22 protein-coding genes and 3 pseudogenes are annotated in these 22,901 nt (G+C 62.9%); 7 read left to right on the forward strand and 18 right to left on the reverse strand.

What is annotated here, in order from left to right:
- Nucleotides 1-534: 534 nt before the first annotated feature.
- From LJY18_RS22830 to LJY18_RS22230, 6 genes and pseudogenes are all read left to right on the forward strand, one after another.
- Nucleotides 535-690 (forward strand): annotated as a pseudogene (locus tag LJY18_RS22830) (IS3 family transposase); the annotation flags it as partial.
- Between the two features lie 781 nt (nt 691-1,471).
- Nucleotides 1,472-2,275 carry a hypothetical protein gene (locus LJY18_RS22210; RefSeq protein ID WP_238044595.1) on the forward strand — a complete coding sequence of 268 codons (804 nt, stop codon included), beginning with the start codon at nt 1,472-1,474 and terminating at the stop codon, nt 2,273-2,275.
- 241 nt (nt 2,276-2,516) lie between these two features.
- Nucleotides 2,517-3,314 (forward strand): transporter, encoded by a 798-nt coding sequence (locus LJY18_RS22215; protein WP_238044596.1) that lies wholly within the window; start codon nt 2,517-2,519, stop codon nt 3,312-3,314.
- A gap of 170 nt (nt 3,315-3,484) precedes the next feature.
- Nucleotides 3,485-4,219: an META domain-containing protein gene (locus LJY18_RS22220; protein WP_238044598.1), complete on the forward strand. Its 735-nt coding sequence runs from the start codon at nt 3,485-3,487 to the stop codon at nt 4,217-4,219.
- A gap of 188 nt (nt 4,220-4,407) precedes the next feature.
- Nucleotides 4,408-5,823, forward strand: coding sequence for a DUF1254 domain-containing protein (locus tag LJY18_RS22225; RefSeq protein ID WP_238044600.1), 1,416 nt, complete (start codon nt 4,408-4,410; stop codon nt 5,821-5,823).
- A 59-nt stretch (nt 5,824-5,882) separates the two neighbouring features.
- A complete protein-coding gene (locus tag LJY18_RS22230) occupies nt 5,883-6,725 on the forward strand; it encodes an acid phosphatase (protein ID WP_238044602.1) in 843 nt (280 codons plus the stop codon).
- Between the two features lie 382 nt (nt 6,726-7,107).
- Here LJY18_RS22230 and LJY18_RS22235 read toward each other — a convergent pair.
- From LJY18_RS22235 to LJY18_RS22315, 17 genes and pseudogenes are all read right to left on the reverse strand, one after another.
- Nucleotides 7,108-7,191: pseudogene (locus tag LJY18_RS22235) on the reverse strand (hypothetical protein); the annotation flags it as partial.
- Nucleotides 7,192-7,348: 157 nt separating this feature from the next.
- Nucleotides 7,349-7,552: pseudogene (locus tag LJY18_RS22240) on the reverse strand (SDR family oxidoreductase); the annotation flags it as partial.
- Nucleotides 7,553-7,850: 298 nt separating this feature from the next.
- Entirely contained in the window at nt 7,851-8,042 is a 192-nt protein-coding gene (locus LJY18_RS22245) for a 2-hydroxymuconate tautomerase (RefSeq protein WP_079204035.1), read from the reverse strand.
- Between the two features lie 54 nt (nt 8,043-8,096).
- The gene (dmpH, locus tag LJY18_RS22250; protein WP_238044605.1) at nt 8,097-8,891 is read right to left on the reverse strand and encodes a 2-oxo-3-hexenedioate decarboxylase; all 795 of its coding nucleotides are present in this window, start codon (nt 8,889-8,891) and stop codon (nt 8,097-8,099) included.
- Nucleotides 8,888-9,928: a 4-hydroxy-2-oxovalerate aldolase gene (gene dmpG / locus LJY18_RS22255; RefSeq protein ID WP_238044606.1), complete on the reverse strand. Its 1,041-nt coding sequence runs from the start codon at nt 9,926-9,928 to the stop codon at nt 8,888-8,890. Before dmpG ends, dmpH begins: the two co-directional genes overlap by 4 nt.
- Before the next feature lie 11 nt (nt 9,929-9,939).
- On the reverse strand, nt 9,940-10,863 hold the full coding sequence (locus LJY18_RS22260) for an acetaldehyde dehydrogenase (acetylating) (protein ID WP_238044611.1): 924 nt from the start codon (nt 10,861-10,863) through the stop codon (nt 9,940-9,942).
- Between the two features lie 19 nt (nt 10,864-10,882).
- Entirely contained in the window at nt 10,883-11,668 is a 786-nt protein-coding gene (gene dmpE / locus LJY18_RS22265) for a 2-oxopent-4-enoate hydratase (RefSeq protein WP_238044613.1), read from the reverse strand.
- Nucleotides 11,669-11,681: 13 nt separating this feature from the next.
- Complete coding sequence (locus LJY18_RS22270) at nt 11,682-12,539, reverse strand: alpha/beta fold hydrolase (protein ID WP_238044615.1); 858 nt, start codon at nt 12,537-12,539, stop codon at nt 11,682-11,684.
- A gap of 7 nt (nt 12,540-12,546) precedes the next feature.
- Nucleotides 12,547-14,007, reverse strand: a complete 1,461-nt coding sequence (locus LJY18_RS22275; protein WP_238044617.1) for a 2-hydroxymuconic semialdehyde dehydrogenase — start codon at nt 14,005-14,007, stop codon at nt 12,547-12,549.
- Between the two features lie 25 nt (nt 14,008-14,032).
- Nucleotides 14,033-14,953 carry a catechol 2,3-dioxygenase gene (locus LJY18_RS22280; protein WP_238044619.1) on the reverse strand — a complete coding sequence of 307 codons (921 nt, stop codon included), beginning with the start codon at nt 14,951-14,953 and terminating at the stop codon, nt 14,033-14,035.
- Nucleotides 14,950-15,288: a 2Fe-2S iron-sulfur cluster binding domain-containing protein gene (locus LJY18_RS22285; protein ID WP_238044621.1), complete on the reverse strand. Its 339-nt coding sequence runs from the start codon at nt 15,286-15,288 to the stop codon at nt 14,950-14,952. The genes LJY18_RS22280 and LJY18_RS22285 overlap by 4 nt, the downstream gene beginning before the upstream one ends.
- Before the next feature lie 11 nt (nt 15,289-15,299).
- On the reverse strand, nt 15,300-16,361 hold the full coding sequence (locus tag LJY18_RS22290; protein WP_238044623.1) for an NADH:ubiquinone reductase (Na(+)-transporting) subunit F: 1,062 nt from the start codon (nt 16,359-16,361) through the stop codon (nt 15,300-15,302).
- Between the two features lie 10 nt (nt 16,362-16,371).
- Entirely contained in the window at nt 16,372-16,731 is a 360-nt protein-coding gene (locus LJY18_RS22295) for a phenol hydroxylase subunit P4 (protein WP_238044624.1), read from the reverse strand.
- A 62-nt stretch (nt 16,732-16,793) separates the two neighbouring features.
- Nucleotides 16,794-18,332: an aromatic/alkene/methane monooxygenase hydroxylase/oxygenase subunit alpha gene (locus LJY18_RS22300; RefSeq protein WP_238044625.1), complete on the reverse strand. Its 1,539-nt coding sequence runs from the start codon at nt 18,330-18,332 to the stop codon at nt 16,794-16,796.
- A 13-nt stretch (nt 18,333-18,345) separates the two neighbouring features.
- Nucleotides 18,346-18,615 carry an MmoB/DmpM family protein gene (locus LJY18_RS22305; protein WP_238044628.1) on the reverse strand — a complete coding sequence of 90 codons (270 nt, stop codon included), beginning with the start codon at nt 18,613-18,615 and terminating at the stop codon, nt 18,346-18,348.
- 11 nt (nt 18,616-18,626) lie between these two features.
- Complete coding sequence (locus LJY18_RS22310; RefSeq protein ID WP_238044632.1) at nt 18,627-19,616, reverse strand: aromatic/alkene monooxygenase hydroxylase subunit beta; 990 nt, start codon at nt 19,614-19,616, stop codon at nt 18,627-18,629.
- Between the two features lie 47 nt (nt 19,617-19,663).
- Entirely contained in the window at nt 19,664-19,933 is a 270-nt protein-coding gene (locus LJY18_RS22315) for a phenol hydroxylase subunit (RefSeq protein WP_238044633.1), read from the reverse strand.
- A gap of 495 nt (nt 19,934-20,428) precedes the next feature.
- Here LJY18_RS22315 and LJY18_RS22320 point away from each other — a divergent pair, with 495 nt between their 5' ends.
- Entirely contained in the window at nt 20,429-22,114 is a 1,686-nt protein-coding gene (locus LJY18_RS22320; RefSeq protein WP_238044636.1) for a sigma-54-dependent Fis family transcriptional regulator, read from the forward strand.
- Here LJY18_RS22320 and LJY18_RS22325 read toward each other — a convergent pair.
- Nucleotides 22,081-22,581: a lecithin retinol acyltransferase family protein gene (locus LJY18_RS22325; protein WP_238044639.1), complete on the reverse strand. Its 501-nt coding sequence runs from the start codon at nt 22,579-22,581 to the stop codon at nt 22,081-22,083. The two genes, LJY18_RS22320 and LJY18_RS22325, sit on opposite strands and share 34 nt — an antisense overlap.
- Between the last annotated feature and the right edge of the window lie 320 nt (nt 22,582-22,901).

The following is a 22,901-nucleotide window of genomic DNA, read 5'->3' on the forward strand; positions in this document are numbered from 1 at the left end:
CTGATTAAAAAGTCTTTTCCCTAAAGGCTCCCCAGATCCAGTCCTTGGATCAGGCCTTTATCCCCCCCCCCCCCCCCTCCCACACAGATCTTCAAATCAGTCCTTCATGCCTTGATGACGACTGCCTTCATCGTTGTATTGCAGCATTTTCAGGCTGAGCCAGTTATTCCTCCAGCAGGACATGTTCTCGAATTTGTCCACGGGCTGTCCCGCGAACACGGGCCAGGATTGGCCACCGTGTTACCGGCTCGGATGTACGGCATGCGATAGGAGACTGCGCGACTCAACAAAAAAGGCCACTTCGACGGACAGCAAAATGCCGTCGAGCGCCGCTATTGGCAGGCGCTGCAAGCCGATGTCGAATATACCGAGTCCATCGCAGCGATGTTGGACTGCGCCCACTCAGGCACTTTCGCTCGCTACCCGGCGCCTGCAGAGCAAGCCCTCGATTGCAGCCAGGAATTACTCACCGCGCGGGGCGCGCTCTACACCCTGCGCTCTTAAGCTCAAGAGCGTCGCCAACTGGCGGTGACAGGCAGACCTCCAGTGGCTTCACCGAATAGCTTGGGTCGCCGCCTCAACGCCACAGTACCCAACAAGGTCTGGGTCGCGAACATCACCTACTTCCGAACCTATGACGGCTGGTTGTACTTGGAGGTGGTGCTCGATCTGATTTCACGACAGATCATCAGGCAGAGATCGACCAAGTTCTTTTTCAAAAAACTGTGCGACCTCCCTGATCAAGGCCAACGGCGACCTGCTGGCATTCTTCGAACGTCCGATCAGCGCCACCCTGGGTGCCCTGGTCCTGCTGATCGCCCTGTTCCCCCTGCTGAAAAAGCTCTGGCAGAGATGCCACGGCCAGCCCCCTGATCAACCCCACCCAAGGAGGCCAGTGAATGTCCAACGTCGATACCATAGTGCTGCAAAGCCTGGTCGAGCGCCTGTTTGCCAATGCGGGAGCCTCACCGGAGGTGGCCGGCACGGTCGCGCGCGTGGAGAGGGGGGCGACATCGAACGCGCCTCTAGGGCGGGAGCTGGCGCGCTGGTTCTGCGGTCACGGGAGTCAATATCGAGGTGAGCATTCCCAAACGGAAGATCCGCTGCAACCTGTGGCGGCGCCGAGGCGCCTGAATGGCCGGCGATGGGGCGTAGCGGCTTGCAAGCCCGCAGGTGCTAGCGCCTTCAGGCGCCCCTCGAACCGAACCCAAAAAGACCCTCCGTGATAAATGACGGAACTTGTCGACAACGAGCCTAAGCAACCGGCAATCGCGAAAGTTTTTGAATCTCTGCTTTAGTTACATGAGCGCCGGCTCAGTGATCATTAATCCGAAAGCAGAAGTGAAATGATCCGCTGTGGCGGCAGCCCCGTCGGCTAGAACTTCGCCACGACGTTCGGGGGAGGCAGTCGAATAAAGACCAACTTTTCGAAGCACTCGATCGTTTTTCGGAAGAAGGAGACAGTTGCGCGATGAACAAGTCATCTAAATCGACGCTTGAGCAGTTGCTTACTGGTTTTTCTATCTCGATCGCGACGGCATTGATTCCGATTTCGGCGGCGCACGCCGACTGGAATTTCGGGATCGGTACGGGCCTCACCTTCCAGACAATTGACGGAAAGCAGGGCTTCAATACGCGGGTGGGCGCCGTTAAATATGATGTCGAGCTCGATGCCAAGGACTTCAGAGATCTCACCAAGTCGGCATTCGGATTTGGCGGCTATGCGACCGACGGTACCTGGCTGATCCAATACGGTCTGTCCAATCTCGAACTGGAAGACGAATCAGACAGCGTCAATGTGGGAGCGCATGCCGTCCGAACGAAAGTCAACTTCAAGATGAAGGGGGGCGAAGTGACAGTGGGTTACCCCGTCTACAAATCACCTTCTGTCGTGACCTTCCTCGATGTAGGGCTGCGTTATACGAAGCACGAGTTTGATAACACGACCACGATCAGTGGACCGATTATCAACGGTTCGGCGAACAATGATTTTTCCAACGACTGGACCGATGTACTGGTGGGGACGACGATCAACGTCCCGCTCTCGCGGGAGTGGAGCTGGGGCACCCGCTTCAATGCGGGGTTCGGGGAAACCAAGCGTTCATATCTGGGGCAGACGGGGCTCACCTGGAGATTCCTCGACAACTGGTCGGCTTCCGCCCTCGCCAAGTACGCCAAGGTCAAGTACGAAAACCACAGCATGGGCGACAGTGACTGGTACCTCTACGACGCCAAAGAGAAGGGCCTCAGCCTGGTCGTTCTTTACAATTGGTAAGGGTGCCTGGTGCAGGTGCCAGTCTCCGGGTAAGGCAAAGGCAGCCGAGTGGCTGCCTGCTCCGGAGTCAGGAACATTCAGGATGGCGCTGCGGCTGTATGCACTCCAGTCGGCGCCGAGGACGGCAGCTGAGCCGCCAGTTAATCGCAGTACATGGGCGAAGTTGCTGTTTTCTTACTCGCTCGGTTAATTGGAGAAACGTACGGCTTTGCTCGTGACGATGAATCGGAGTAAAGCGCTCATGCCCCGTTATCTATATCTGCTCGCAGTGTGTTTGCCGTACGCCTCCGTGGCATTCGCGCAGGACTCTGACGCCGAACTTGCCAAGAAGCTGGCGAATCCCGTCGCCTCGCTGATCAGCGTGCCGCTGCAACTCAACTACGACGAGAAAATCGGCCCGGGGCGGGATGGTAAGCGCTCGACCCTCAACATCCAGCCGGTAGTTCCGTTCGATATTGCCCCTGAGTGGAACTTGATCTCGCGAACGATCCTGCCCTTAATCGATCAGAAGGACATCTTTCCCGGCGCGGGTAGCCAGAGCGGTGTCGGTGATGTCACGCAGAGCCTGTTCTTCTCCCCGAAAAACACCACGTCTGGCGGCTGGATCTGGGGCGCAGGTCCGGTGTTGCTGCTGCCTACTGGCTCGGACAGCCTGTTGACGGCCGACAAGTGGGGCGTGGGGCCAACTGGTGTTGTGCTGAAACAGGTCGGGCCGTGGACCTATGGCGCGCTTGCCAACCACATCTGGTCGGTTGCCGGCGAGGCAGATCGTGCCGATATCAGCGCGACATTCGTTCAACCCTTCGTGAGCTATATCACCCCGAGCAAGACGACTTTCGCGTTCACAACTGAAACGGTGCATGACTGGAAGCGCAATCAATGGACCGTGCCGCTCAACTTCACTGTCAGCCAGCTGCTGAGGGTCGGCAGATTGCCGCTCTCGGTCTCAGCCGGCGCGCGTTACTGGGCCGAATCACCCGAGGTCGGTCCCCATGGCTGGGGATTCAGGCTGCAATCCACTTTCCTGTTCCCGAAGTAATTGGAGTTCATCGCCTCCACGGCGATCCCAAGTTCGCTGCGGCACTGAGGTAGCGGTGTGATCAGCTGAACCTATACTGACCGTGTTTCCCCGAGGGAAATCCAGGTAAATCCTATGCGGGAGTCAGCATGCGAACGGCAGCAATGTTGGCAATGATCTTGTGCTGTGGCGTGGCTAATGCTGAGACCGCCCTGAACGAATGCTGGCGGCAGAGCGCCAATCATCAGGAGGCGAGTGCCTGCCTGCGCAGCGAGTCGAACAAGACCGAAGCCGCGCTGGCACAGGCCGCTCGGGCGATGCGCGCCGAGATGGCACGGCTGGACAGTGTCACCGGACGGAATGGGGCGGTAGATGCCTTCGACGCCAGTCAGGCCGCGTTCGAGCAGTATCGCGAGCGCACCTGTGCCTGGATAGCCGCCGCGGCTGCTGGTGGCAGTGGCACTGGCGACATGGCGCTCGACTGCATGATCCGTTTGACGCGACAGCGGACGGCCGAGCTTGAGGCGCAGATGCCCGAGCGCGAGGCAGGGGCAGAGCCGGCGGCGCCAGCCGTTCCCGCTGTGCTGAGTAATGTCGATTGGCACCTCAGCGCACTTGAGGAGGCTGGCGTGCCGATTGCGTTGCCGCAGGGGGCGACTGCGACGTTCAGGCTCGGGGCGGACGGGCGGGTAACCGGGCGCGCGCCGATCAATGCCTATTTCGGTGAGGCTAAGCTCGATGCTGACGGTGATCTAAGCTGGAAAGGGCCAATGGGCTCGACACAAATGGCCGGGGCGCCTGAACTGATGGATGCTGAGGCAGCGTATTTCCGAATCGTGCAGGGCTCGAGTCGTTGGCGGCTGGTTGAAGGCGAGCTAATGCTCGAGAGCGTCGAGGGCGGCTCCAGCGCGCGATTTCGCCAGTAACCAAAGCGCAGGGCAGCGAAGTGAGTGAGCCCTGAGGCGGCCTTTGGCAACGTCGCGGGCCGGCCCTTGGGGCCATGCGTATTTTTGGGGGGCAGGCGCTCCGTGAGGCCAAGCAATAAGCGTCTGTTGTAGGGAACGCGGTACAGAAACTTATGTTCAGTCGGAGCCATTAATAAAGGAACCCCACTATGTTACGTCGCATGATGGTTTTCTTCGCAGTTCTGCTGTTGTTGTCGGCATCGCCGCTTACGGTGGTGGTCCACGCCCAGCCCCTGAAGGTATCACCGGAGGAGGCCCGCCAGATCGCCGCGGAGGCGTTCATCTACACCTACCCGCTGGTGCTGATGGACATCACCCGCCGCGTCTCGATCAACTTCGAAGCTGATGCGCGCCCCGGATTCGGCCCCATGAACCAGTTCGCACACATGCGTGCCTTTCCCCCCGGCTCGTTCCGTGAAGTGGTGCGACCCAATTTCGATACGCTGTATTCGAGTGTCTGGCTCGACCTCACCAAGGAGCCGGTGATCATCTCGGCGCCCGATACCCAGGGCCGCTACTACATGCTGCCGATGCTGGACATGTGGAGTGATGTCATCGCGGTGCCGGGCAAACGCACCTCCGGCACGCAGGCCGCCCACTTTGCTGTCACCGGGCCCGGTTGGGTAGGCGAGTTGCCGGAGGGCGTCACGCTCCTGACTTCCCCGACCCCCTTCGTCTGGATCATCGGGCGCACCCAGACCAACGGACCCAAGGACTACGCCGCCGTGCACAAGGTGCAGGACGGTTACAAGGTCACCATGCTGTCGGACTGGGGCAGGAAGCCGCGAGCGGTCGAGGCGAAGATCGACCCGGACGTCGACATGAAGACGCCGCCACTGCTGCAGGTGAACAACATGCCAGCCAAGCGCTATTTTGGCTATGCGGCTGAACTGATGAAGGTGAATCCGCCACACATGTCGGACGGCTCTATCCTGCTGCGCATGCAACGCATCGGCCTGGAGCCCGGTAGGAGTTTCAATCTGGACGAGCTGCCGGCTGAGCTCCAGAAGGCCGTGGCCGAGGGCGCGCAGCAGGCACTGAGCACCATGCAGGCCCTCGCCGACAGCAAAGGTGGAGCTCGGAATGGCTGGATCAGCCCCACGAGCGGGATAGGTGTGTACGGCAATGAGTATCTGTTCCGGGCCGTGATTGCGATGATCGGCCTGGGCGCCAATCCCGCGGAAGAAGCCATTTACCCCAACAGCGCCGTTGATGCGGAGGGGAAAGCCCTGATGGGCGGGCAGCGTTACGTCATGCATTTTGCCAAAGCGGACCTGCCACCGGTGGACGCCTTCTGGTCGCTGACCTTGTACGACGGCGATGGCTTCCCGGTTACCAATGCGATGGAGCGCTACGCCATAGGGGACCGTGATGCTCTCACGTTCAACCCGGATGGATCGCTCGACCTCTATATCCAGCCGGACTCACCGGGCAAGGACAAGGAGTCGAACTGGCTGCCGTCGCCCGAAGCGGGCGCCATAGCGCTCACGATGCGGCTCTACTGGCCGCGACGGGCGGCGCTCACCGGGGAGTGGATTCCGCCGGCGATTCAGCACGTGAAGTGACTACAGGAGCGGAAGACGTGAGGGGTATCAGTGTGATGACCATCCGAAAGTGGCGGTGCATGCGAAAAGTCGAAGGCGCCTGCAGGGTGCGATACCTGCTCGTACTGCTGTTCGCCGGGGCGATCGCAGGTTGCGCAGGCTTTTCGGCAAGCAAACCCGCCGCGGTACCGGAAATCGCCCCGGGCATTCTGGCCGGATATCTCGATGAAGCATCGCTTCCCAACAGCCTGGCGCTACTTCCCCCGCCACCTGCCGAAGACTCCGCCGCGCTCGCCTTGGATGAAGAAGTCAGCCGCAACGCCCTGCGGCTGCGGGGCTCGCCGAGATGGTCGATGGCGAGTGCCGACGCGGTGCTTAGCTTCCCGCAGGCCGCTGGCACGTTCGCCTGCGCGTTGGGCACGCCGATTAGCGAGGAAGAAACGCCGCATCTGTTTCTGCTGCTGCGCCGGACCCTGGCGGACGCCGGTCTTTCCACCTATGCGGCCAAGAACCACTATCAGAGGACTCGGCCGTATTTAGTGAACAAGCAGCCCACCTGCACACCGCACGAGGAAAAGCACGCGGCGAAGGACTTTTCGTATCCCTCGGGGCACAGCGCGCTTGGCTGGGCCTGGGCCCTGGTGCTCGCCGAAATCGCACCCGAGCGAGCCGACGCAATTCTTGCCCGCGGCATCGCCTTCAGTGAAAGCCGCGTAGTCTGCAACGTGCACTGGCAAAGCGATGTGGCCGCGGGGCGGCTGATGGGGACGGCCACCGTCGCACGGTTGCATGCCGATTCAGGATTCCAGAAAGATCTGGCGGCTGCCAAGGCAGAGTACGCCGTCGCACGAGCAAGTGGGCGCGCCATCGACCGTGACTGCAAGGCGGAAGCTGACGCGCTGGTTCCAAGCTCACGGTGGTAGGCAATGTTGCACTGAACATCCCCAACAGCATGACTCGCTACAGCGTATGGCGGCGCCGGAGCCTATGTATGGCCGTCGATGTGTGTACGACTGTTGGGGCAGGATCAAGGAATGCCGGCCTGCCGGCGGTGGACTGTTAGAATCTGGGTACCGCGACTTCTACGGCGAGCACCTCGCCCCGCCAACCGCTGGCGGCCTTGCTGGCGATCACCAGCGCATTGCCGGTGCCGGGCGCTGCAACCACCGGCTCGCCGCCGGGCGCCCAGAACGCGCTTCTTCCCGCCGACTGGTAGGCACCGGACCGGCCGCCATGGTTGGCCATCAACACGCCCATATCGAACTGCTGTGCGTAGCGCCGCAACTTGCCGGCGTGCTGCTCGTGGTTGGTGTCCGCCACATAGTCATCCATGCTCTCGGGATGCAGCGTACTTTGGCCTCGATGCTCTCCCTGGATAAAACGCTTCATTGGCGTCCCCCACTAATTTCAAATCCATGAAATCACGGCAAAGTCGATGCCAACGTTTTTACACAGTCTGGGCCAATAGCGGACATCAGCTTATGCCCACCCCGCGCGAAAGCAGTCTCACTGCTAATCGCAGCTCAGCGGTTGAAGTGTCTAGGCGCTAGGCTGTTGGAACCGTTCCGCCGTCAATTGCAAATTCGCTTCCCGTGATGGATGCCGCGCGGGGTGAAGCCAGGAAGGCGATGAGGTTAGCAACCTTTGATGGCGTCGAGGGACGGCCTAGCGGGATGCCACCCAGTGCATCCATGATTATCCGCTTGCCGCCCTCGTAGTCGGTACCTGCCTTCTGCGCCAGCCGCTCGGTCACTTGCTTGACCGCTTCTATTTTGAATTCTTCGGGATAACGCTGGTTGCTCATGGCACCTCCTAATGGGCCTCAGTTTAAGGCTTGGAGGTGTCTACGAAACCCGGGGCGATTGCGGATCACTTCACCACGCCTCTCAAGGCGCCTCAGTTACTCGCTTGAGTAACTCGCCAGCTCACACCCCAGAGACTCACAGAGCAGATCAATGGCATCCGTCTGGGTTGCGAACCGTCGCGATCGATGGCGCGCATACGTGCCCTATCCGCGCTGCAACCTTGCACTGCGGGCAGGGCCACGTTCATCGCCTGACCTTGCTCGCCGGCTCGCCGCCGATGCCGAAGTGATTCTTCGGCATCTCGGTGATGATTACCCGGACCCGCTCGATGGGGGCGTCGAGCGAGCGTGACATGGCCTCGCTGACTTCGCGGATCAGGGTTTCCTTCTGTTCGTCGCTGCGACCTTCAAGGATGTACAACTGGGCGATGGGCATGGCCTCGTCCTCCAAAAATGAGGGCGGCCGACCGTGCAGGCCGGCCGCGGGGTTTCAGATGAAGCGCGCGGACACCGAGCCGAGGCCCTGGTAGCGCACGGTGATGTTGTCGCCTGGCGCCACCGGCACGGCGGCGGTGATGCCGCCGGTCATGATGAAGGTGCCGGCCGGGATGTGCTCGCCGCGCTCGGCCAGCAGGTTGGCCAGCATCGCCACGCTGGACAGCGGATGGCCGAGCACCGCGGCGCCGGCACCGAGCTCCACCACCTCGCCGTTCTTCTCCATGACCACGCCAAGGGTGCGCAGGTCGACCTCTTCCAGGCTGGCCATGCGCCCGCCGGTGATGAAGCGGGTCGAAGAGGCGTTGTCGGCAACCACGCTGATCAGGTCGAACTTGAAGTTCTCGTAGCGCGAGTCGATCACTTCGACGGTGGGGATCACGTAGTCGATCGCCGCGATCACGTCGCCGAGGTGGCAGCCCGGACCGTGCAGTGGCGCCTTGGTCACCACCGAGATTTCCGCCTCGACTTTCGGGTGGATCAGCTTGGCGCAATCCACCACACCGCCGTCCGGCACGCTGAAGTAGTCGGCAAGGAACCCGTAGATCGGCGTTTCCACGCCCATCTGCGCCATCTTCGCCCATGAGGTCAGGCCCATCTTCAGGCCGACGATCTTGTTGCCGCGGGCCTCCTTGCGCCGGCGGATTTCCCACTGCACGTCGTAGGCGTCGGCGAAGGTCATCTCGGGGAAGTCGTTGGTCACCTTACCGATGTCGTGGACATTCAGCTCGGCGTTTTCGATGTGCTCGGCCAGGGCCAGCACCTGTTCGCGGGTCAGGGTACGGTTCATGCGCTCACCTTCTGGTTCTGCCGGGCCCGAGCCATATCCAGGGCCAAGTCTTCGATCATGTCTTCCTGGCCGCCGACGGTGCCGCGCCGGCCCAGTTCGACCAGGATGTCGCGGGCCGACACGCCGTATTTCTTCTCGGCGCGCTGGGCGAACAGCAGGAACGAGCTGTAGACCCCGGCATAACCCAGGGTCAGGGCATCGCGGTCGACGCGGATCGGCTGGTCCATCATCGGCACCACCAGGTCCTCGGCCACGTCCATGATCTTGTACAGGTCGATACCGGTCTCCACGCCCATGCGCTTGCACACCGCGACGAACACCTCCAGCGGGGTGTTGCCGGCACCGGCGCCGAGGCCGGCGACCGAACCGTCGATGCGCACCGCGCCGGCCTCGATGGCGGCCAGCGAGTTGGCGATGGCCATGCCCATGTTGTGGTGGCCGTGGAAGCCAACTTCGGTGGCAGGGTTCAGCTCGGCGCGCAGCAGGCCGATCTTCTCGCTGACTTCATCGGGCAGCATGTAGCCGGCCGAGTCGGTGCAGTAGATGCAGTTGGCGCCATAGCTTTCCATCAGCTTGGCCTGCTCCAGGACTTTCTCGGCGCTGATCATGTGCGCCATCATCAGGAAGCCGACGGTGTCGACGCCCAGCTTGCGCGCCATGCCGATGTGCTGCTCGGAGACATCCGCCTCGGTGCAGTGGGTGGCCACGCGGATAGTCGAGACGCCGCAGTCCAGCGCCATCTTCAGGTGGTCGACGGTGCCGATGCCGGGCAGCAGCAGCGCCGAGACCTTGGCCTGCTTGAGCTGCGGGATGACCGCGCGCAGGTACTCCTCGTCGCTGTGCGCCGGGAAGCCATAGTTGATCGAACGACCGCCGAGGCCGTCGCCGTGGGTGATCTCGATCAGCGGCATGCCGGCTTGATCGAGGCCGGTGGCGACCGCGACCATCTGTTCCAGGCTGATCTGGTGGCGCTTGGCGTGCATGCCGTCGCGCAGGCTCATATCGTGCAGGATGACGCTCTTGCCGTGCAGATTCATGGTGCTACTCCTCAGGCCAGCGCAATGTCGCGACGCGGCAGTTGAATGGTGCCCGCGGCGATTTCCTCGGCGAACATCTCGCCGGTGCGCAGCGCGGCCGCGGTCATGATGTCGAGGTTGCCGGCGTACTTGGGCAGGTAGTCGCCCAGGCCTTCGACTTCCATGAAGATCGACACGCGGTTGCCGTCGAATACCGGGCCGTTTTTCAGGCGGTAGCCGGGCACGTATTTCTGCACCTCGGCGATCATCGCGTGGACCGACGCGGTGATTGCGTCCTGATCCGGCTCGCCCTCGGTCAGGCAGTGGATGGTGTCGCGCATCATCAGCGGTGGCTCGGCCGGGTTGATGACGATAATCGCCTTGCCTTCCTTGGCGCCGCCGACCTGCTCGATGGCGCCGGCGGTGGTGCGGGTGAATTCGTCGATGTTCTTGCGCGTGCCCGGACCGACCGAGCGCGACGAGACCGTGGCGATGATCTCGGCGTAGGCCACCGGCTGCACACGGGAGACCGCGGCAACCATGGGAATGGTCGCCTGGCCGCCGCAGGTGACCATGTTGACGTTCATCTCCAACTGGCCGACGTGCTGCTTGAGGTTGACCGGCGGCACGCAATAGGGGCCGATGGCCGCCGGGGTCAGGTCGACCATCAGCACGCCCAGATCATTGAGCTTGCGGCTGTTCTCGGCATGTACATAGGCCGAGGTCGCGTCGAAAGCGATGCGGATGTCGTCGTCCAGCACGTGCGGCAGCAGGCCATCGACCCCTTCGGCGGTGGTCTTCATGCCGAATTCGCGGGCGCGCTTGAGGCCGTCTGAGTTGGGGTCGATGCCGACCATCCACACCGGCTCGATCCACTCGGAACGGAGCATCTTCATCACCAGATCGGTACCGATATTGCCGGGGCCGATAATGGCCGCCTTGAGTTTCTTGCTCATTCGCTTGTCCTCTGTTCGATCAGGTGAAGCGCACGGAGGCGCTGCCGATGCCGCCGATCTCGACGCGCATGAAATCACCGGCCTTGACCGGTTCCAGGGGCACCAGCGAACCGGAGAGAATCACCTCGCCGGCCTTCAGCGGTATGCCGAAACGGCCCAGGGTGTTGGCCAGCCAGGCCACGCAGTTGACCGGCGAACCCAGCGCCGCGGCACCAGCGCCGGTGCTGAGCAACTGCCCGTTTTTCTCTACCAGCATGCCGCAGGTGACCAGGTCGACCTGACGTGGCGAAACGGCCTGATCACCGAGCACGAACAGGCCACAGGAGGCGTTGTCCGCCACCGTGTCCTCGATCTTGATTTTCCAGTCGCGAATGCGCGAATCGACGATCTCGAAACAGGGCATCACGCACTCGGTGGCGGCCAGCACATCGGCGTTGGTCACGCCGGGGCCGATCAGATCCTTCTTGAGGATGAAGGCGATCTCGCCCTCGGCCTTGGGCTGCATCAGCCGCTGGCTGATCGGCATGGCTTCGCCGCTGTTGAACACCATGGCGTCGGTCAGGTAACCGAAGTCCGGCTGGTGCACATTGAGCATGTTCTGCACGGCCTTGCTGGTGACGCCGATCTTCTTGCCGATGATCCTCTCGCCGGCGGCCAGCCGGCGTTCGAGCATGCGCAGGGAGATGTGGTAGGCGTCGTCGATGCTGATGGCGAAACCGCGTTCGGTCAGCGGGCTGACTGCTTCACGGTTGACCATCGCCTGGTACAGCTCGTCGCCGAGCTCGTTGATCAATATCTGGTCCATGCTTGTCTCTCTCTCAGGAAAGGGGGGCGGCCTCGTCGAGGAAATCCTCGACCAGACGGGCGAAACGGCCGGCGTGTTCGATCTGGGTCCAGTGGCCGCAGTGGCCGTAGACGTGCAGCTGGGCATTGGGAATCCAGTGGGCCAGGGTCAGCGAGGTCTCCAGGGGGATGATCTGGTCTTCACGGCCATGCACCACCAGGGTCTGGTGGGGCAGCGCGCGGATCGCCCGCTCGTCGCTGCACAGCGCCTCGACCCAGCGCTGGCGCGGAGCCGGGAACATGGCCGCGAAGGACTCCTGGAAACCCGTACGGATGCTGGCCTGGTAACGCAGTTCGGCCAGTTCGTCACTGACCAGGCCGCGATCGAAGGCAAACACGTCGAGCAGCGCGCGCATGTTGGCCAGCGTCGGCGTGTAGCCCCAGGCCGCGTCCAGGCCCGGGGTCAGTTCGAAGGGCACGCCGACGCTGCCCATCAGCACCAGCCGCCGCACCCGCTCGGGATGGCGCACGGCCAGGGCCAGGGCGATGGCGCCGCCGAAGGAGTTGCCGACCAGGTCGGCCTGGGCAATGCCCAGGGCATCCAGCACGCCGAGGGCATGCAGCACCCAGGTGTCGAGGTTGTAGTGAGCTTCCGCGGGGCGCTCGCTGTAACCGAAGCCGAGCATGTCCGGGGCGATCACCCGGTGGTTCTTGGCCAGCTCCGGCATGACCAGGCGCCAGTTGGCCCAGGCGGTGACGCCAGGACCGGAGCCGTGGATCAGCAGCAACGGAAAGCCGCTGCCCTGCTCCAGCACATTGCTGCGCCAGCCGGCGGCGAGCACCTCACGTCCCACCTCCGGGCTATCCACGTGGGCCTTCAGGGATGCAGTCATGGGCACCTCAGAGTTTCACGCAGATGTTTTTCAGCTCGGTGTAGAACTCCAGCGAGTGCACACCCCCTTCGCGGCCGATGCCCGACTGCTTGCTGCCGCCGAAGGCGGTGCGCAGGTCGCGCAGGAACCAGCTGTTGACCCAGACGATGCCGGCCTCGATCTGGCCGGCGACGCGGTGGGCGCGTGAGCTGTTCTCGGTCCAGATCGCCGACGCCAGGCCGTAGGGCAGGCTGTTGGCCAGTTCGATGGCTTGCTCTTCCGTGTCGAACGGACGGATATGGCAGCAGGGCCCGAAGATTTCCTCGGTGACCACTGCCGAATCGTCGCTCAGCCCGGTCCAGATGGTCGGCTGCACCCAGGCGCCGCCGGCCAGGTGTGCCGGCATGTCCGGCACGCCGCCGCCGGTGACGACCGTGGCGCCGTGGTCGACCGCCTGCTGGTAGTAGCTGAGGACTTTTTCGCGGTGCTTGAGGCTGACCAGCGGGCCGAAGTTGCTGCTCGCATCGTCCGGCGGACCAATCACCAGCGCCTCGGCACCGGCCTTCAGGCGGGCGACGAACTCATCGAAAATCGGCCGTTCGACATACACCCGCTCGGTACCCAGGCAGACCTGGCCGCAGTTGGCAAAGGCCGAGCGCAGGGTGCCCTCGATGGCCTTGTCCATGTCGCAGTCGGCAAACACGATGCCGGCATTCTTGCCGCCCAGTTCCAGCGACACCTGGCGCACGCCCTTGGCGGCGGCACGCATGATGGTTTCGCCGGTGCCGGTCTCGCCGGTGAAGGTGTAGGCATCGACATCCGGGTGGGCGGTGAGGAAGGCGCCGGCCGAGTTGCCGCCGAAGCCATGAACCACGTTGTACACGCCAGCCGGCACACCGGCGGCGTTCATCACTTCACCGAGCAGGGCGGTGGTGGTCGGGGTCTCTTCCGAGGGCTTGACCACCACGGTGTTGCCGCAGGCCAGGGCCGGGCCGACTTTCCAGGTCATCAGCAGCAGCGGCAGGTTCCACGGGCTGATCACCCCGATCACGCCCTTGGGCCGGCGCACGCCGTAGTTGAGCGCGCCGGTGCCGTCCGGGGTGGCCATCTCGAAGGCCTCGGTCGGCACGTTCTTCACCAGGTCGGCGAACACCGAGAAGTTGGACGCGCCGCGCGGAATGTCGATGTGGCTGGCCAGGGACTTCGGCTTGCCGGTGTCCAGGCACTCGGCCTCGAGAAACTCGTCGAAGCGCGCGCTGATGCCGGCGGCGACGCGATGCAGAATCTCGGTGCGCTCGGCCACGCTCATCTTGCCCCAGGGGCCCTTCAGTGCGGCGCGGGCGGCCTTGACCGCGGCGTCGACCTCGGCTTCGCCGGCTTCGTGGATCTTGGCGATCACCTGGCCGTTGGCCGGGTTGACGTTGTCGAACAGCTTGCCGCTGGCCGATCCGACGTATTCGCCGTTGATGAAGTGTTTGATCTCTTTCATGGGCACGCTCTTTTCGTAAGGCAAATCAGGTCAGCACGGTGAGGAAACGTTCGTTGAGCACCCGGTCGTGGTAGAAGATCGCCTTGCCCAGCTGGTCGGCGGTCCAGGTCACCACCGGGTGATCGGGGTAGTGGTAGTCGCCGCCGCAGAACACTTCGTTGCGGTTACCGGACGGGTCGAAGAAGTAGATGGTCTTGCCGTGGGTCAGGCCGTGACGGGTCGGGCCGATGTCGATCGAGGTGTCGGTCATCGAAATCAGGTCGGCGGCGCGCAGCACGTCCTCCCAGGTTTCGAGGAAGAACGAGGCGTGGTGGAAGCGGCCCTTTTCCGGGTGGAGGATGAAGGCCACGTCGTGGGCCTTCATGCACAGGCTGAGGAACTGGGCGATGCGCGTGCCGCCATCGAGTACCTGTTCGGCGAGGGTGAAGCCAAGCACCTCGGTGAACAGGCGCAGGGTCTCGTCCAGCTCGTCGCCGTACAGCAGACAATGGTCGAAACGCACCGCGCGCATGCCCTTGAGGCCGCGCGGCCAGGCTTCCGGATTGACCTCCTCGAGGCCCCACTTGCCGGTGACCTGCTTCTGCGCGAACAGCTCGAAACGGTGCCCGGAGGGCGAAGTAAACTGCACCCGCCGCCCGCAGTCCTTGAGTTCGCCGGCTGGCAGCTCTTCCACCTGACAACCGAACTCCTGCAGCTCGCCGGCCAGACGGCTCAGGCAGGCATCGTCGATCACCTTGAAGCCCATGAAGTCCATGCCTGGCTCGTCGGCCTCGCGCAGCACCACGGAGAACTTGTCGGTCTCGGTCCAAGCCTTGAGATAGACCCGGCCTTGCTCGTCGCGGTCGACCTCGATCAGGCCGAGCAGCTCGACGTAGTGTTCCAGGGCCTTGGCCATGTCCAGCACGCGCAGTTGTACGTGGCCGGGACGCATCACACCTTTTTTCATAACGACACCTTTTGTCTTTGTTGTGGGTCGACCGTGTTTTCGCTGCACGGTTTTTCATAACGCTCGATGCACAAATCACTGCGGGCAAACAGGCGGCAGGCCAGGGCATAGCCCTGTTCGCGTGCCTCTGCCGGCACATGCTTGCAGCTCATCCGTCCGCATTCATAATCACCGGCCAGCACCCGGATCTTGCACATGCCGCAACCACCGCCGCGGCAACCGACCGGCACGCAATGCAGCCCGTGCTGTTCCATGGCGGTGAGGACCGGCAGCGCCTCGTCGCAACTGAAGCGCTGGCCACTGCTGGCCTCGGTCACTTGATACTGTCTGCCCATGGCGACGGCCCTCAGATGCGCTTGAACAGCGCGGAACGCTGGCCATCGCCGGCTCCATCGGCCGCGGTGAGGAAGCGCTCCATGAAGATGTCGCGCTCGAACAGGCGGCCCTGCATCAGGGTGCTGATGGCCGCGTCGATCATCGGTGGCGGCCCGCACAGGTAGGCCTTGTGGCCGCTGAAACGGCCATCGAAATGGGCCTTGGCGGCGTCATGCACGAAGCCCTTGAAGCCTTGCCAGGACGGGTCGTCATTGGCCTGGCTGAGCGCCGGCACATAGGTGAAATTGCCGTGTTCGCGGGCCAGGCCCTCGAACAGCTCGCGGTTGTAGAGCTCGGCGACGTTGCGCGCGCCCTGGAACAGGGTGATCTGGCGGCTGTCGCCCTGTTCGAGCAGGTCGAGGATCATCGACTGCGGGCTGGACAAGCCCGAGCCACCGGCCATGAAGATCAGATCGCCCGGCTGCGAGGCGCGCACGAAGAACTGCCCGTAGGGGCCGGACAGGTGCAGCTGATCGCCGACCTTGAGCTGCTGGTGGATATAGCTGGTGGCGGCGCCACCCTCGACCAGGCGTACATGCAATTCCACCTCGCTGGCCTGGCCCGAGGGGTTGGCCAGGGAGAACGCCCGACAGCCGTCGATGCCCGGCAGGTCGAGGTTGACGTACTGCCCGGACTGGAACGCCATCGGCCGATCCAGCTTCAGGTGCACACCCTTGATGGTCGGCGACAGTTCGACGATGGCACTGACCGTGGCGCGGAAATCCGCCACCGGATGGCCAAGAAAATCGGGGTCGACGTCGATGTCGGCCTCGATGGTCACGTCGCTCTGCACGGTGGCGCAGCAGGCCAGCACCTTGCCCTCTTCGCGTTCTATGTCCATCAGAGCAAAGGGCGAAGCCGCACCGACCTCGACGTCGCCTTCCAGCACCTGCACCTTGCAGGTGGCACAGGTGCCATGGCCGCAGGCGAAGGGCAGCCACACCCCTTGGCGCAAGGCGGCCTGGAGAATGGTCTGGCCCTCCTCCACTTCAATCACTTCGCCGGTCGGCTCGATGGTGACGTTGTAACTCATGGTGCTCACCTCAGCTCGCGGAGTTGCCCATGCCGTTCAGGCCGGGGGTTTGCAGACGCAGCATGTCCTTGTGGCGCAGGCCATTGGCGTCCAGGCTGGCGGCGAAATCCGGAGCCCAGGGCTCGTCGTTGAGCAGCCAGACGCTGGCGCTGAAATCGACCTTGGCGGTGTCCGGATGCGCGGCCATGGCCACACGCAGCACCTGCTCGCACAACTCGCTGAAGCCCATGGCCGGGCTTACCGCCAGGGCAAACGGCGAGCAGAACATCAGGTGGCGATCCCAGCCCACGTACAGCAGGCGATTGCCGTGGAAGTTCGCTTCGAGGTCGAGCGGGGGAAATTCATAAGGCCCGATGGAATTGACGGTCATGAAGAGGTTCCTCTTGTTTTTGTATGGGAAGGATCGGGACGGCGCTGCCGTCCCGCCCCGGCTCAACTCGCCTTGGGCAGCGGGGCGACGGCCGGATTCAAGCCCTTCCACTGCAGCCAGCGCTGATGCTCGGGCGAGCCGAGGTACTCGAAGTTGTCCTCGCCGATGTTGATGTTGTAGTAGTCGCGCACCACCGACTCGACGTCGCTGCCGCCACAGTTGCCCTGGTAGATCTGGTGCACCGGCAGCCAGGCCTGGACATACTTTTCCGGCTGGTTCTTGAAGATGTCGCAGCAGCCATCCGAGCAGAAGTGATAACGCTCGCCCTCGTGCACATGACTGCGATGGCTGAGCTGGGTAGCGTCGTCCGGCTCGGTGAAGATGGTCGGGATCTGGCACACCTGGCACAGCTGCGGCAGGGTGTTGTTGTAGAAGCGCTCGCCCTTTTCCTGCTGCTCGCGCCAGAAGGTGAAGCGCTCGCGGTAGTACTGGTCGAAGGTGTTCGGGTACTTGGCCGACAGCCAGTCCATCTCCTCCTCGTTGGGCATCCAAGTGTGGAAGTTGGTGGCCTGGCTGTACTGGTAGAAGGTCGCCCAGGCCTGGTGGGAGACGTGCTCCTTGCCGATGGTCGACTGCTCGACGTACTTCGGCGCCCGGATTCCGTAGCGCTCCAGGTCCTTGAACAGCGCGCCGCCGGCCTCCTCGAAGTAGACCTCCCAGGCTTCGGCCCAGGACATCACTTTGTTCGGCAGCATGTAGTCCATCATCATCCCGACCAGCGTCAGCAGGCGGTTGCCACGCCAGAACCACTTGTCGATCCAGCCCTGGATGATCGGCACGTTGTCCTCGTGCTGCTCGAGCATGAACTTGATCACTTCCAGGCCCAGGGTCATGTGCCGCGCCTCGTCGGACTGCGCCGAGAAGCCGAAGGTGACGGTGGCCATGTCGCCGTTGTAGGCCGCGCCGGACATGAAGGGCACGAACAGCAGGTTGGTCAGCACGTACTCGAAGGAGAACGAGATGGCGGTGAGGAACTCGAACGGTCCGGCCGTGCGCGCGTCGTCGAAGAACGACTTGGGCACCGAGAGGAACCACACTCGGTCGTGCATGTGGGCGAAGTCATGCAGGCCGTTGAAGTGCTTGTTGTAGTGGCTCATCGCGTGAACCTGGGTCTGCACGTGGCGCAGCTCGTCGATTGCCTGCATCTGGCAGGCGACTCGCGCACCGGCACCGCTGAACTGCCGGCCGACCCGGGCGAAGCCCTGGAACGCCTGGTACTCGCAGGGGCTGATGCCACCGAGGAACAGCTTCAGCGCATTGACGTAGCGCGCATCGGAGATGGTCTGCTGGCCGTTGTTCTGGGCGAAGGCGTCGAGAATAGCGTAGAGCTTCTTCTCTTTTTCGGCCTGGTACTTCCAGTAGGAATCCATGGTCAGACGGAAGGGGTCTTCCCACTTGTCCCAGTCGGTGATCTTGATGCCCTCGAAATCCTCGTGGGGAAAGATGTCCTTCTTGTCCTGGTAGCTGGGCTCCCAGTCGAGGTCGCGGGTCAGGTAGCGGTACTTGTCTTTGAGGCCGAGTTTTTTCTTGTTGGCGGTCATGGCTTGGCTCCTACTAATTTTTCCACTCGAGAACGAAGGCGTCGTCGTCTTCATCGACGTTGCCGCCGATGGTGATCACGTCCAGCAGCATTTCCTGCACGTCCCAGGCGCGGCCGAGCCGCTCTTCCATGGTGTCGCGACGGATCTCCAGACGGCCTTCGGCCTCGATGCGAATCATTGCCGGCTGGTGCTGGACCACTGCATGAGGGTTGTCATGGGTGATGCCATCCACCAGGTAGCGGGCGTTGTCGTTGTCCTGCAGGACGAGGTAAACGAGCGACATGGTCTGAATCCTTATCGAATGTTCAGGCCGAGCTTTTTCAGCCGGGCGAGGAAGTCCTGATGCACGCTGGCGAATGCGTCGCCGCCAGCGCTGATCTCGGCCAGCGGTGCCTGGGCCTCGAGGGCACGGGCCAGCCAGTACTCGATCCAGGCTTCGATCTGCAGGCGATTGCTCTCGCTCTCGGCGGCCACGGTCTTGACCATGGCATCGACCCAGCGGCTGCTCTCGGCGTACCACTGGCGCATGAACTCGGTGAGCATGCCGACGTCGCCGGCGCCTTCGGCACTGAGGGTCTCGTCGAACTTCTGGTAGATCAGCGGGAACAGCAGGCCGTCGCTGACCAGGTTCTGCGCGAGGGTCAGCTCGAACCAGTCCTTGACCACGAAGCTGTCCTCGACGTAGCGGCGCAGGCCCTGCCAGACCGGGTCGTCCAGCCACAGCTGCTTGCCCTGCTCGAGCGCCGCGGTACCGCCGCCGTCGAGCAACAGACCGATGCGCGACAGGTACTGGGCGATGCCCAAACGATCCATGGCGGTGTAGATGTGCATCTGCACCACGGTGGTTGCGCAACCATCGGCGGCGATGCCGCTGTTATTAGTGTTGGCACCCAGCTCGGCGTGGCGCAGCGGCACCAGCGCACGGAGGATGCGCGCGCGCTGTTCGTCGCTCAGGCGCGCCAGCAGGTCGCGCTTCTCGCAGAAGGCGTACTCGTGCTCGGTGGTTTCCTGCATGCGCGCCCGGGTCTGCACGTAGGTGCCGTAGTAGTACTGGCGCGGATCGCTGACCGCATACCAGTCGCGCATCACCAGGCAGGTGCGGGTGACATCGTTGAGCAGCTTGTCCGGCTGCCACTGCGGGCGGTAATGGAAATTGATCGTGGCGGCGACGTCGTAGCTGGCCTCCTGATAGCGGCTGGCCGGCTTGTCGCCGAAGCGTCTGCGGATATGGCTGAAGGTCTGGCGGATCGGCTCCACCGTGTTCGTCTTGATCTCTATGCTCATCTCGACCGTACCTGTTGTTGTTGTGTGTGGCTGCCGTGGGCAGGCTTTCAGTCGCGCTTGCCCGGCATGCGGCTGCCGGCTTCACCGAAGCGCCACTTGACCATGTCGTCGTCGACTGCCTGGGCCATTGCCTGGTCCATCACCACCACGCGGTTGTGCTGGCAGAACTGGGTGAACGCGGCTTGTGGCAGCACCAGCTCGACGAACAGGTCCGGGTAGCCGATGGCGAAATCGAACTCGACGAAGCGGGCATCTGGCTCGCTACGTACCCGGATGTATCGCGGCAGGTCTTCAAAACGAGGTTCAAGCGTGTTCATGTTCGGGCCATCTCCCTTGGTGGCGGGTGACAGGCCTAACGCAACGCCTGTGCCAATGCTCGAAAAAAACTTTCAAACGATTGATTTATATAGACTTATATAAATCAAAAGACGGCAGGAGACGCCCCGCAGGGCGCGGCGCGAGCAAGCCGAAAGGGCGTTTTTTGATGATTTGATCAAATGCCCTAGGCCGGCTTGAGCAAATGCTCAGCCGCCTGGATGGGGTGGGTGTGTGAGGGGCTGGCGGCGCTAATTTCATCAATTGGTTGACTTCCCCCCGCGCAAGGATCTGGATATGGTGACTGCCGAGTCGAGCCACGAGGCGTTGCCCCCAGACCTCGGCCGCCAACCACCCTAGGCCCTTCCATTGACGGAAAATGCAGGAACGCAGGTTACGAGCAGGCAACTTCAGCCCTCTTCAGCGGCTGAATGGAAAGCTGTTAGCCGGTTCAAGGTGGTTATCCCCTTACAAAAACAATCAGGGGCCCTATTGCCATGGCAATCAGCTACAAGCCACAACTGCAACATTCGGACTTTCAGGATCTGAGCAAACAGATCCGTTTTCTAAGCATGGAAGGCAAGATCTGGTTCGGCGAACAGCGCATGTTGCTTATGCAGGTTTCCGCCATGGGCAGTTTTCGCCGCGAGCTGGTGAGCATCCTCGGCATTGAACGGGCCAAGGGTTTCTTCCTGCGCCTGGGCTATCAGTCCGGCCTGAAGGACGCCGAACTGGCGCGCAAGCTGCGCCCGAACTGCAGCGAACTGGACATCTTCCTCGCCGGCCCGCAGCTGCACTCACTCAAGGGTCTGGTCAAGGCGGTCCCCACCGAGCTGGATATCGACATCGAGGCCGGGCGCTTTTATGTCGAGGTGGAATGGATCGACTCCTTCGAGGTGGAGATCTGCCAGAGCGAACTGGGGCCGATGGCCGACCCGGTATGCTGGACCCTGCTCGGCTATGCCTGCAGCTACTCCTCCTCGTTCATGGGTCGCGAGGTGATCTTCAAGGAGGTCACCTGCCGCGGCCGTGGCGACGACAAATGCCGGATCGTCGGCAAGCTGGCCGAGGAATGGGACGACGCCGAGGCGTTCAAGCAGTATTTCAAGAGCGACCCGATCATCGAGGAGCTGTACGAACTGCAGTCGCAACTGGCCTCCCTGCGCACTAGCCTGCAGCGCCAGGAAGGCCAGTACTACGGCATCGGCCAGTCCCTGGCCTACACCAAGGTCTGCCAGATGATCGACAAGGCCGCCCAGGGTAAGGTCTCGGTGCTGTTGCTCGGCGAAAGCGGTGTGGGCAAGGAGGTGATTGCGCGCAGCGTGCACCTGCGTAGCGCCCGCGCCGAACAACCGTTCGTTGCGGTCAACTGCGCCGCCATTCCACCGGACCTGATCGAAGCCGAGCTGTTCGGCGTGGAGAAGGGCGCCTTCACCGGCGCGCTGCAGTCGCGCATGGGCCGTTTCGAGCGGGCCAATCAGGGCACCATCTTTCTCGACGAAGTGGTCGAACTGAGCCCGCGCGCCCAGGCCACCCTGCTGCGTGTGTTGCAGGAAGGCGAGCTGGAGCGGGTCGGCGACAACCGCACGCGCAAGGTCGACGTGCGGGTGATCGCCGCCACCAACGAAAGCCTCGGCGAGGCGGTGAAGACGGGCAAGTTCCGCGCCGACCTGTACTACCGGCTCAACGTGTTCCCGGTGAGCATCCCGCCCTTGCGCGAACGCCTGGAGGATATCCCGCTGCTGGCCGAGCATTTCCTCAAGCGCTTCCACAGCGAATACAACAAGAAGACCCTGGGCCTTTCCGACCTGGCCATGGAGGCCTGCATGCACTATCCCTGGCCGGGCAATATCCGCGAACTGGAGAACGTCATCGAGCGCGGCATCATCCTCACCGAGAGCAACGAGAGCATCAGCCTCGAGGCCCTGTTCCCGCAGTTGCAGCTGGAAGAGTTGCTGGAAAGCCGGCTCTCCAATGAAGGCACCTTGCTAGAGCCGGCGGCCGAACAGGACTGGATCGATCAGGCCCTGGGTTCGGGACTGAGCCTGGACGCCATCGAAGAACAGTTGATGCGCGAAGCCATGCAGCGGGCAGGCAACAACGTCTCCGGCGCGGCGCGCCTCCTCGGCCTGACGCGCCCGGCCCTGGCCTACCGGCTGAAGAAGATCGGCATCGAGGCCTGACAGGTCCGCAGCAGCTGCGGTTTGGCCCACACCAGCAGCCTGGGCAACAGGCGCCAGACCAAGCCCAGCGCCACCAAGGGCCGAGCCAGCAGGCCGCGCACCTGGTCACTGCGCGGGCAGCCGTAGCGACACCAGGTGCAGAAATGCTCGCAGTTGTTGGTCAGCAGCCGATAGCGGTGCTCGCCGAGCCGCGAGCGGGCCCTGGCCACCACCTGTCCGTCTGCGAAACCAGGCAAGGGCCGATACTCGATCCACACTGGCCGGTTCGCCGCGAACTGCTCCAGCAACACCTCTTCCACCGGCCCTGCCTGCAGCGATTCACACAACCCTGCGTAATGCACCACCCGGCCGTTGCCGACATAGATGCCGTGATGGCAATAGCCATGGCGCGGCGTGACCAGGTGTGCGCCCAGAGGCGGCTCGACGTCTGCGTCGATATCCCAGAGCACCTGTCGTGCCCCTTGCATCGCGCGTGTCAGGGAAATCGGGGGGGGGTCTGCTCATGGCCGGCTCCAACCTGCAAAGCCCTTGGCTGGCCAAGGGCTTCAGCTGCGTTGCCAAGCTCGTTGCATCAACCGCGCCAGCAGCGGCAAATCGCCGAGCTAGGCAGGCTGAAGCCGGCAGGCCCTGCTCAATGCCGAGGCGCCACCGCGCAAATGCTCAAGAAAACGCCCACCGAGCGGGCATCCTCCGGCGCGGCCAATGGCAGACCGGCGGGACTCTCGAGGCGGTTTTACCAAATGGATAAAGCCCCGAACGATTTGATTATTTGCTCAAAGGCAACGCG

The organism is Pseudomonas sp. MMS21 TM103, assembly GCF_022132145.1.
Taxonomy (GTDB): Bacteria; Pseudomonadota; Gammaproteobacteria; order Pseudomonadales; family Pseudomonadaceae; genus Aquipseudomonas.

Bases quoted from the DNA above. Each gene is read 5' to 3' on its own strand.
- LJY18_RS22210 (WP_238044595.1), top strand. From the start codon at position 1,472: ATGAACAAGTCATCTAAATCGACGCTTGAGCAGTTGCTTACTGGTTTT.
- LJY18_RS22215 (WP_238044596.1), top strand. From the start codon at position 2,517: ATGCCCCGTTATCTATATCTGCTCGCAGTGTGTTTGCCGTACGCCTCC.
- LJY18_RS22225 (WP_238044600.1), top strand. From the start codon at position 4,408: ATGTTACGTCGCATGATGGTTTTCTTCGCAGTTCTGCTGTTGTTGTCG.
- LJY18_RS22230 (WP_238044602.1), top strand. From the start codon at position 5,883: ATGCGAAAAGTCGAAGGCGCCTGCAGGGTGCGATACCTGCTCGTACTG.
- LJY18_RS22245 (WP_079204035.1), bottom strand. From the start codon at position 8,042: ATGCCCATCGCCCAGTTGTACATCCTTGAAGGTCGCAGCGACGAACAG.
- dmpH (WP_238044605.1), bottom strand. From the start codon at position 8,891: ATGAACCGTACCCTGACCCGCGAACAGGTGCTGGCCCTGGCCGAGCAC.
- dmpG (WP_238044606.1), bottom strand. From the start codon at position 9,928: ATGAATCTGCACGGCAAGAGCGTCATCCTGCACGATATGAGCCTGCGC.
- LJY18_RS22260 (WP_238044611.1), bottom strand. From the start codon at position 10,863: ATGAGCAAGAAACTCAAGGCGGCCATTATCGGCCCCGGCAATATCGGT.
- dmpE (WP_238044613.1), bottom strand. From the start codon at position 11,668: ATGGACCAGATATTGATCAACGAGCTCGGCGACGAGCTGTACCAGGCG.
- LJY18_RS22270 (WP_238044615.1), bottom strand. From the start codon at position 12,539: ATGACTGCATCCCTGAAGGCCCACGTGGATAGCCCGGAGGTGGGACGT.
- LJY18_RS22275 (WP_238044617.1), bottom strand. From the start codon at position 14,007: ATGAAAGAGATCAAACACTTCATCAACGGCGAATACGTCGGATCGGCC.
- LJY18_RS22280 (WP_238044619.1), bottom strand. From the start codon at position 14,953: ATGAAAAAAGGTGTGATGCGTCCCGGCCACGTACAACTGCGCGTGCTG.
- LJY18_RS22285 (WP_238044621.1), bottom strand. From the start codon at position 15,288: ATGGGCAGACAGTATCAAGTGACCGAGGCCAGCAGTGGCCAGCGCTTC.
- LJY18_RS22290 (WP_238044623.1), bottom strand. From the start codon at position 16,361: ATGAGTTACAACGTCACCATCGAGCCGACCGGCGAAGTGATTGAAGTG.
- LJY18_RS22295 (WP_238044624.1), bottom strand. From the start codon at position 16,731: ATGACCGTCAATTCCATCGGGCCTTATGAATTTCCCCCGCTCGACCTC.
- LJY18_RS22300 (WP_238044625.1), bottom strand. From the start codon at position 18,332: ATGACCGCCAACAAGAAAAAACTCGGCCTCAAAGACAAGTACCGCTAC.
- LJY18_RS22305 (WP_238044628.1), bottom strand. From the start codon at position 18,615: ATGTCGCTCGTTTACCTCGTCCTGCAGGACAACGACAACGCCCGCTAC.
- LJY18_RS22310 (WP_238044632.1), bottom strand. From the start codon at position 19,616: ATGAGCATAGAGATCAAGACGAACACGGTGGAGCCGATCCGCCAGACC.
- LJY18_RS22315 (WP_238044633.1), bottom strand. From the start codon at position 19,933: ATGAACACGCTTGAACCTCGTTTTGAAGACCTGCCGCGATACATCCGG.
- LJY18_RS22320 (WP_238044636.1), top strand. From the start codon at position 20,429: ATGGCAATCAGCTACAAGCCACAACTGCAACATTCGGACTTTCAGGAT.
- LJY18_RS22325 (WP_238044639.1), bottom strand. From the start codon at position 22,581: ATGCAAGGGGCACGACAGGTGCTCTGGGATATCGACGCAGACGTCGAG.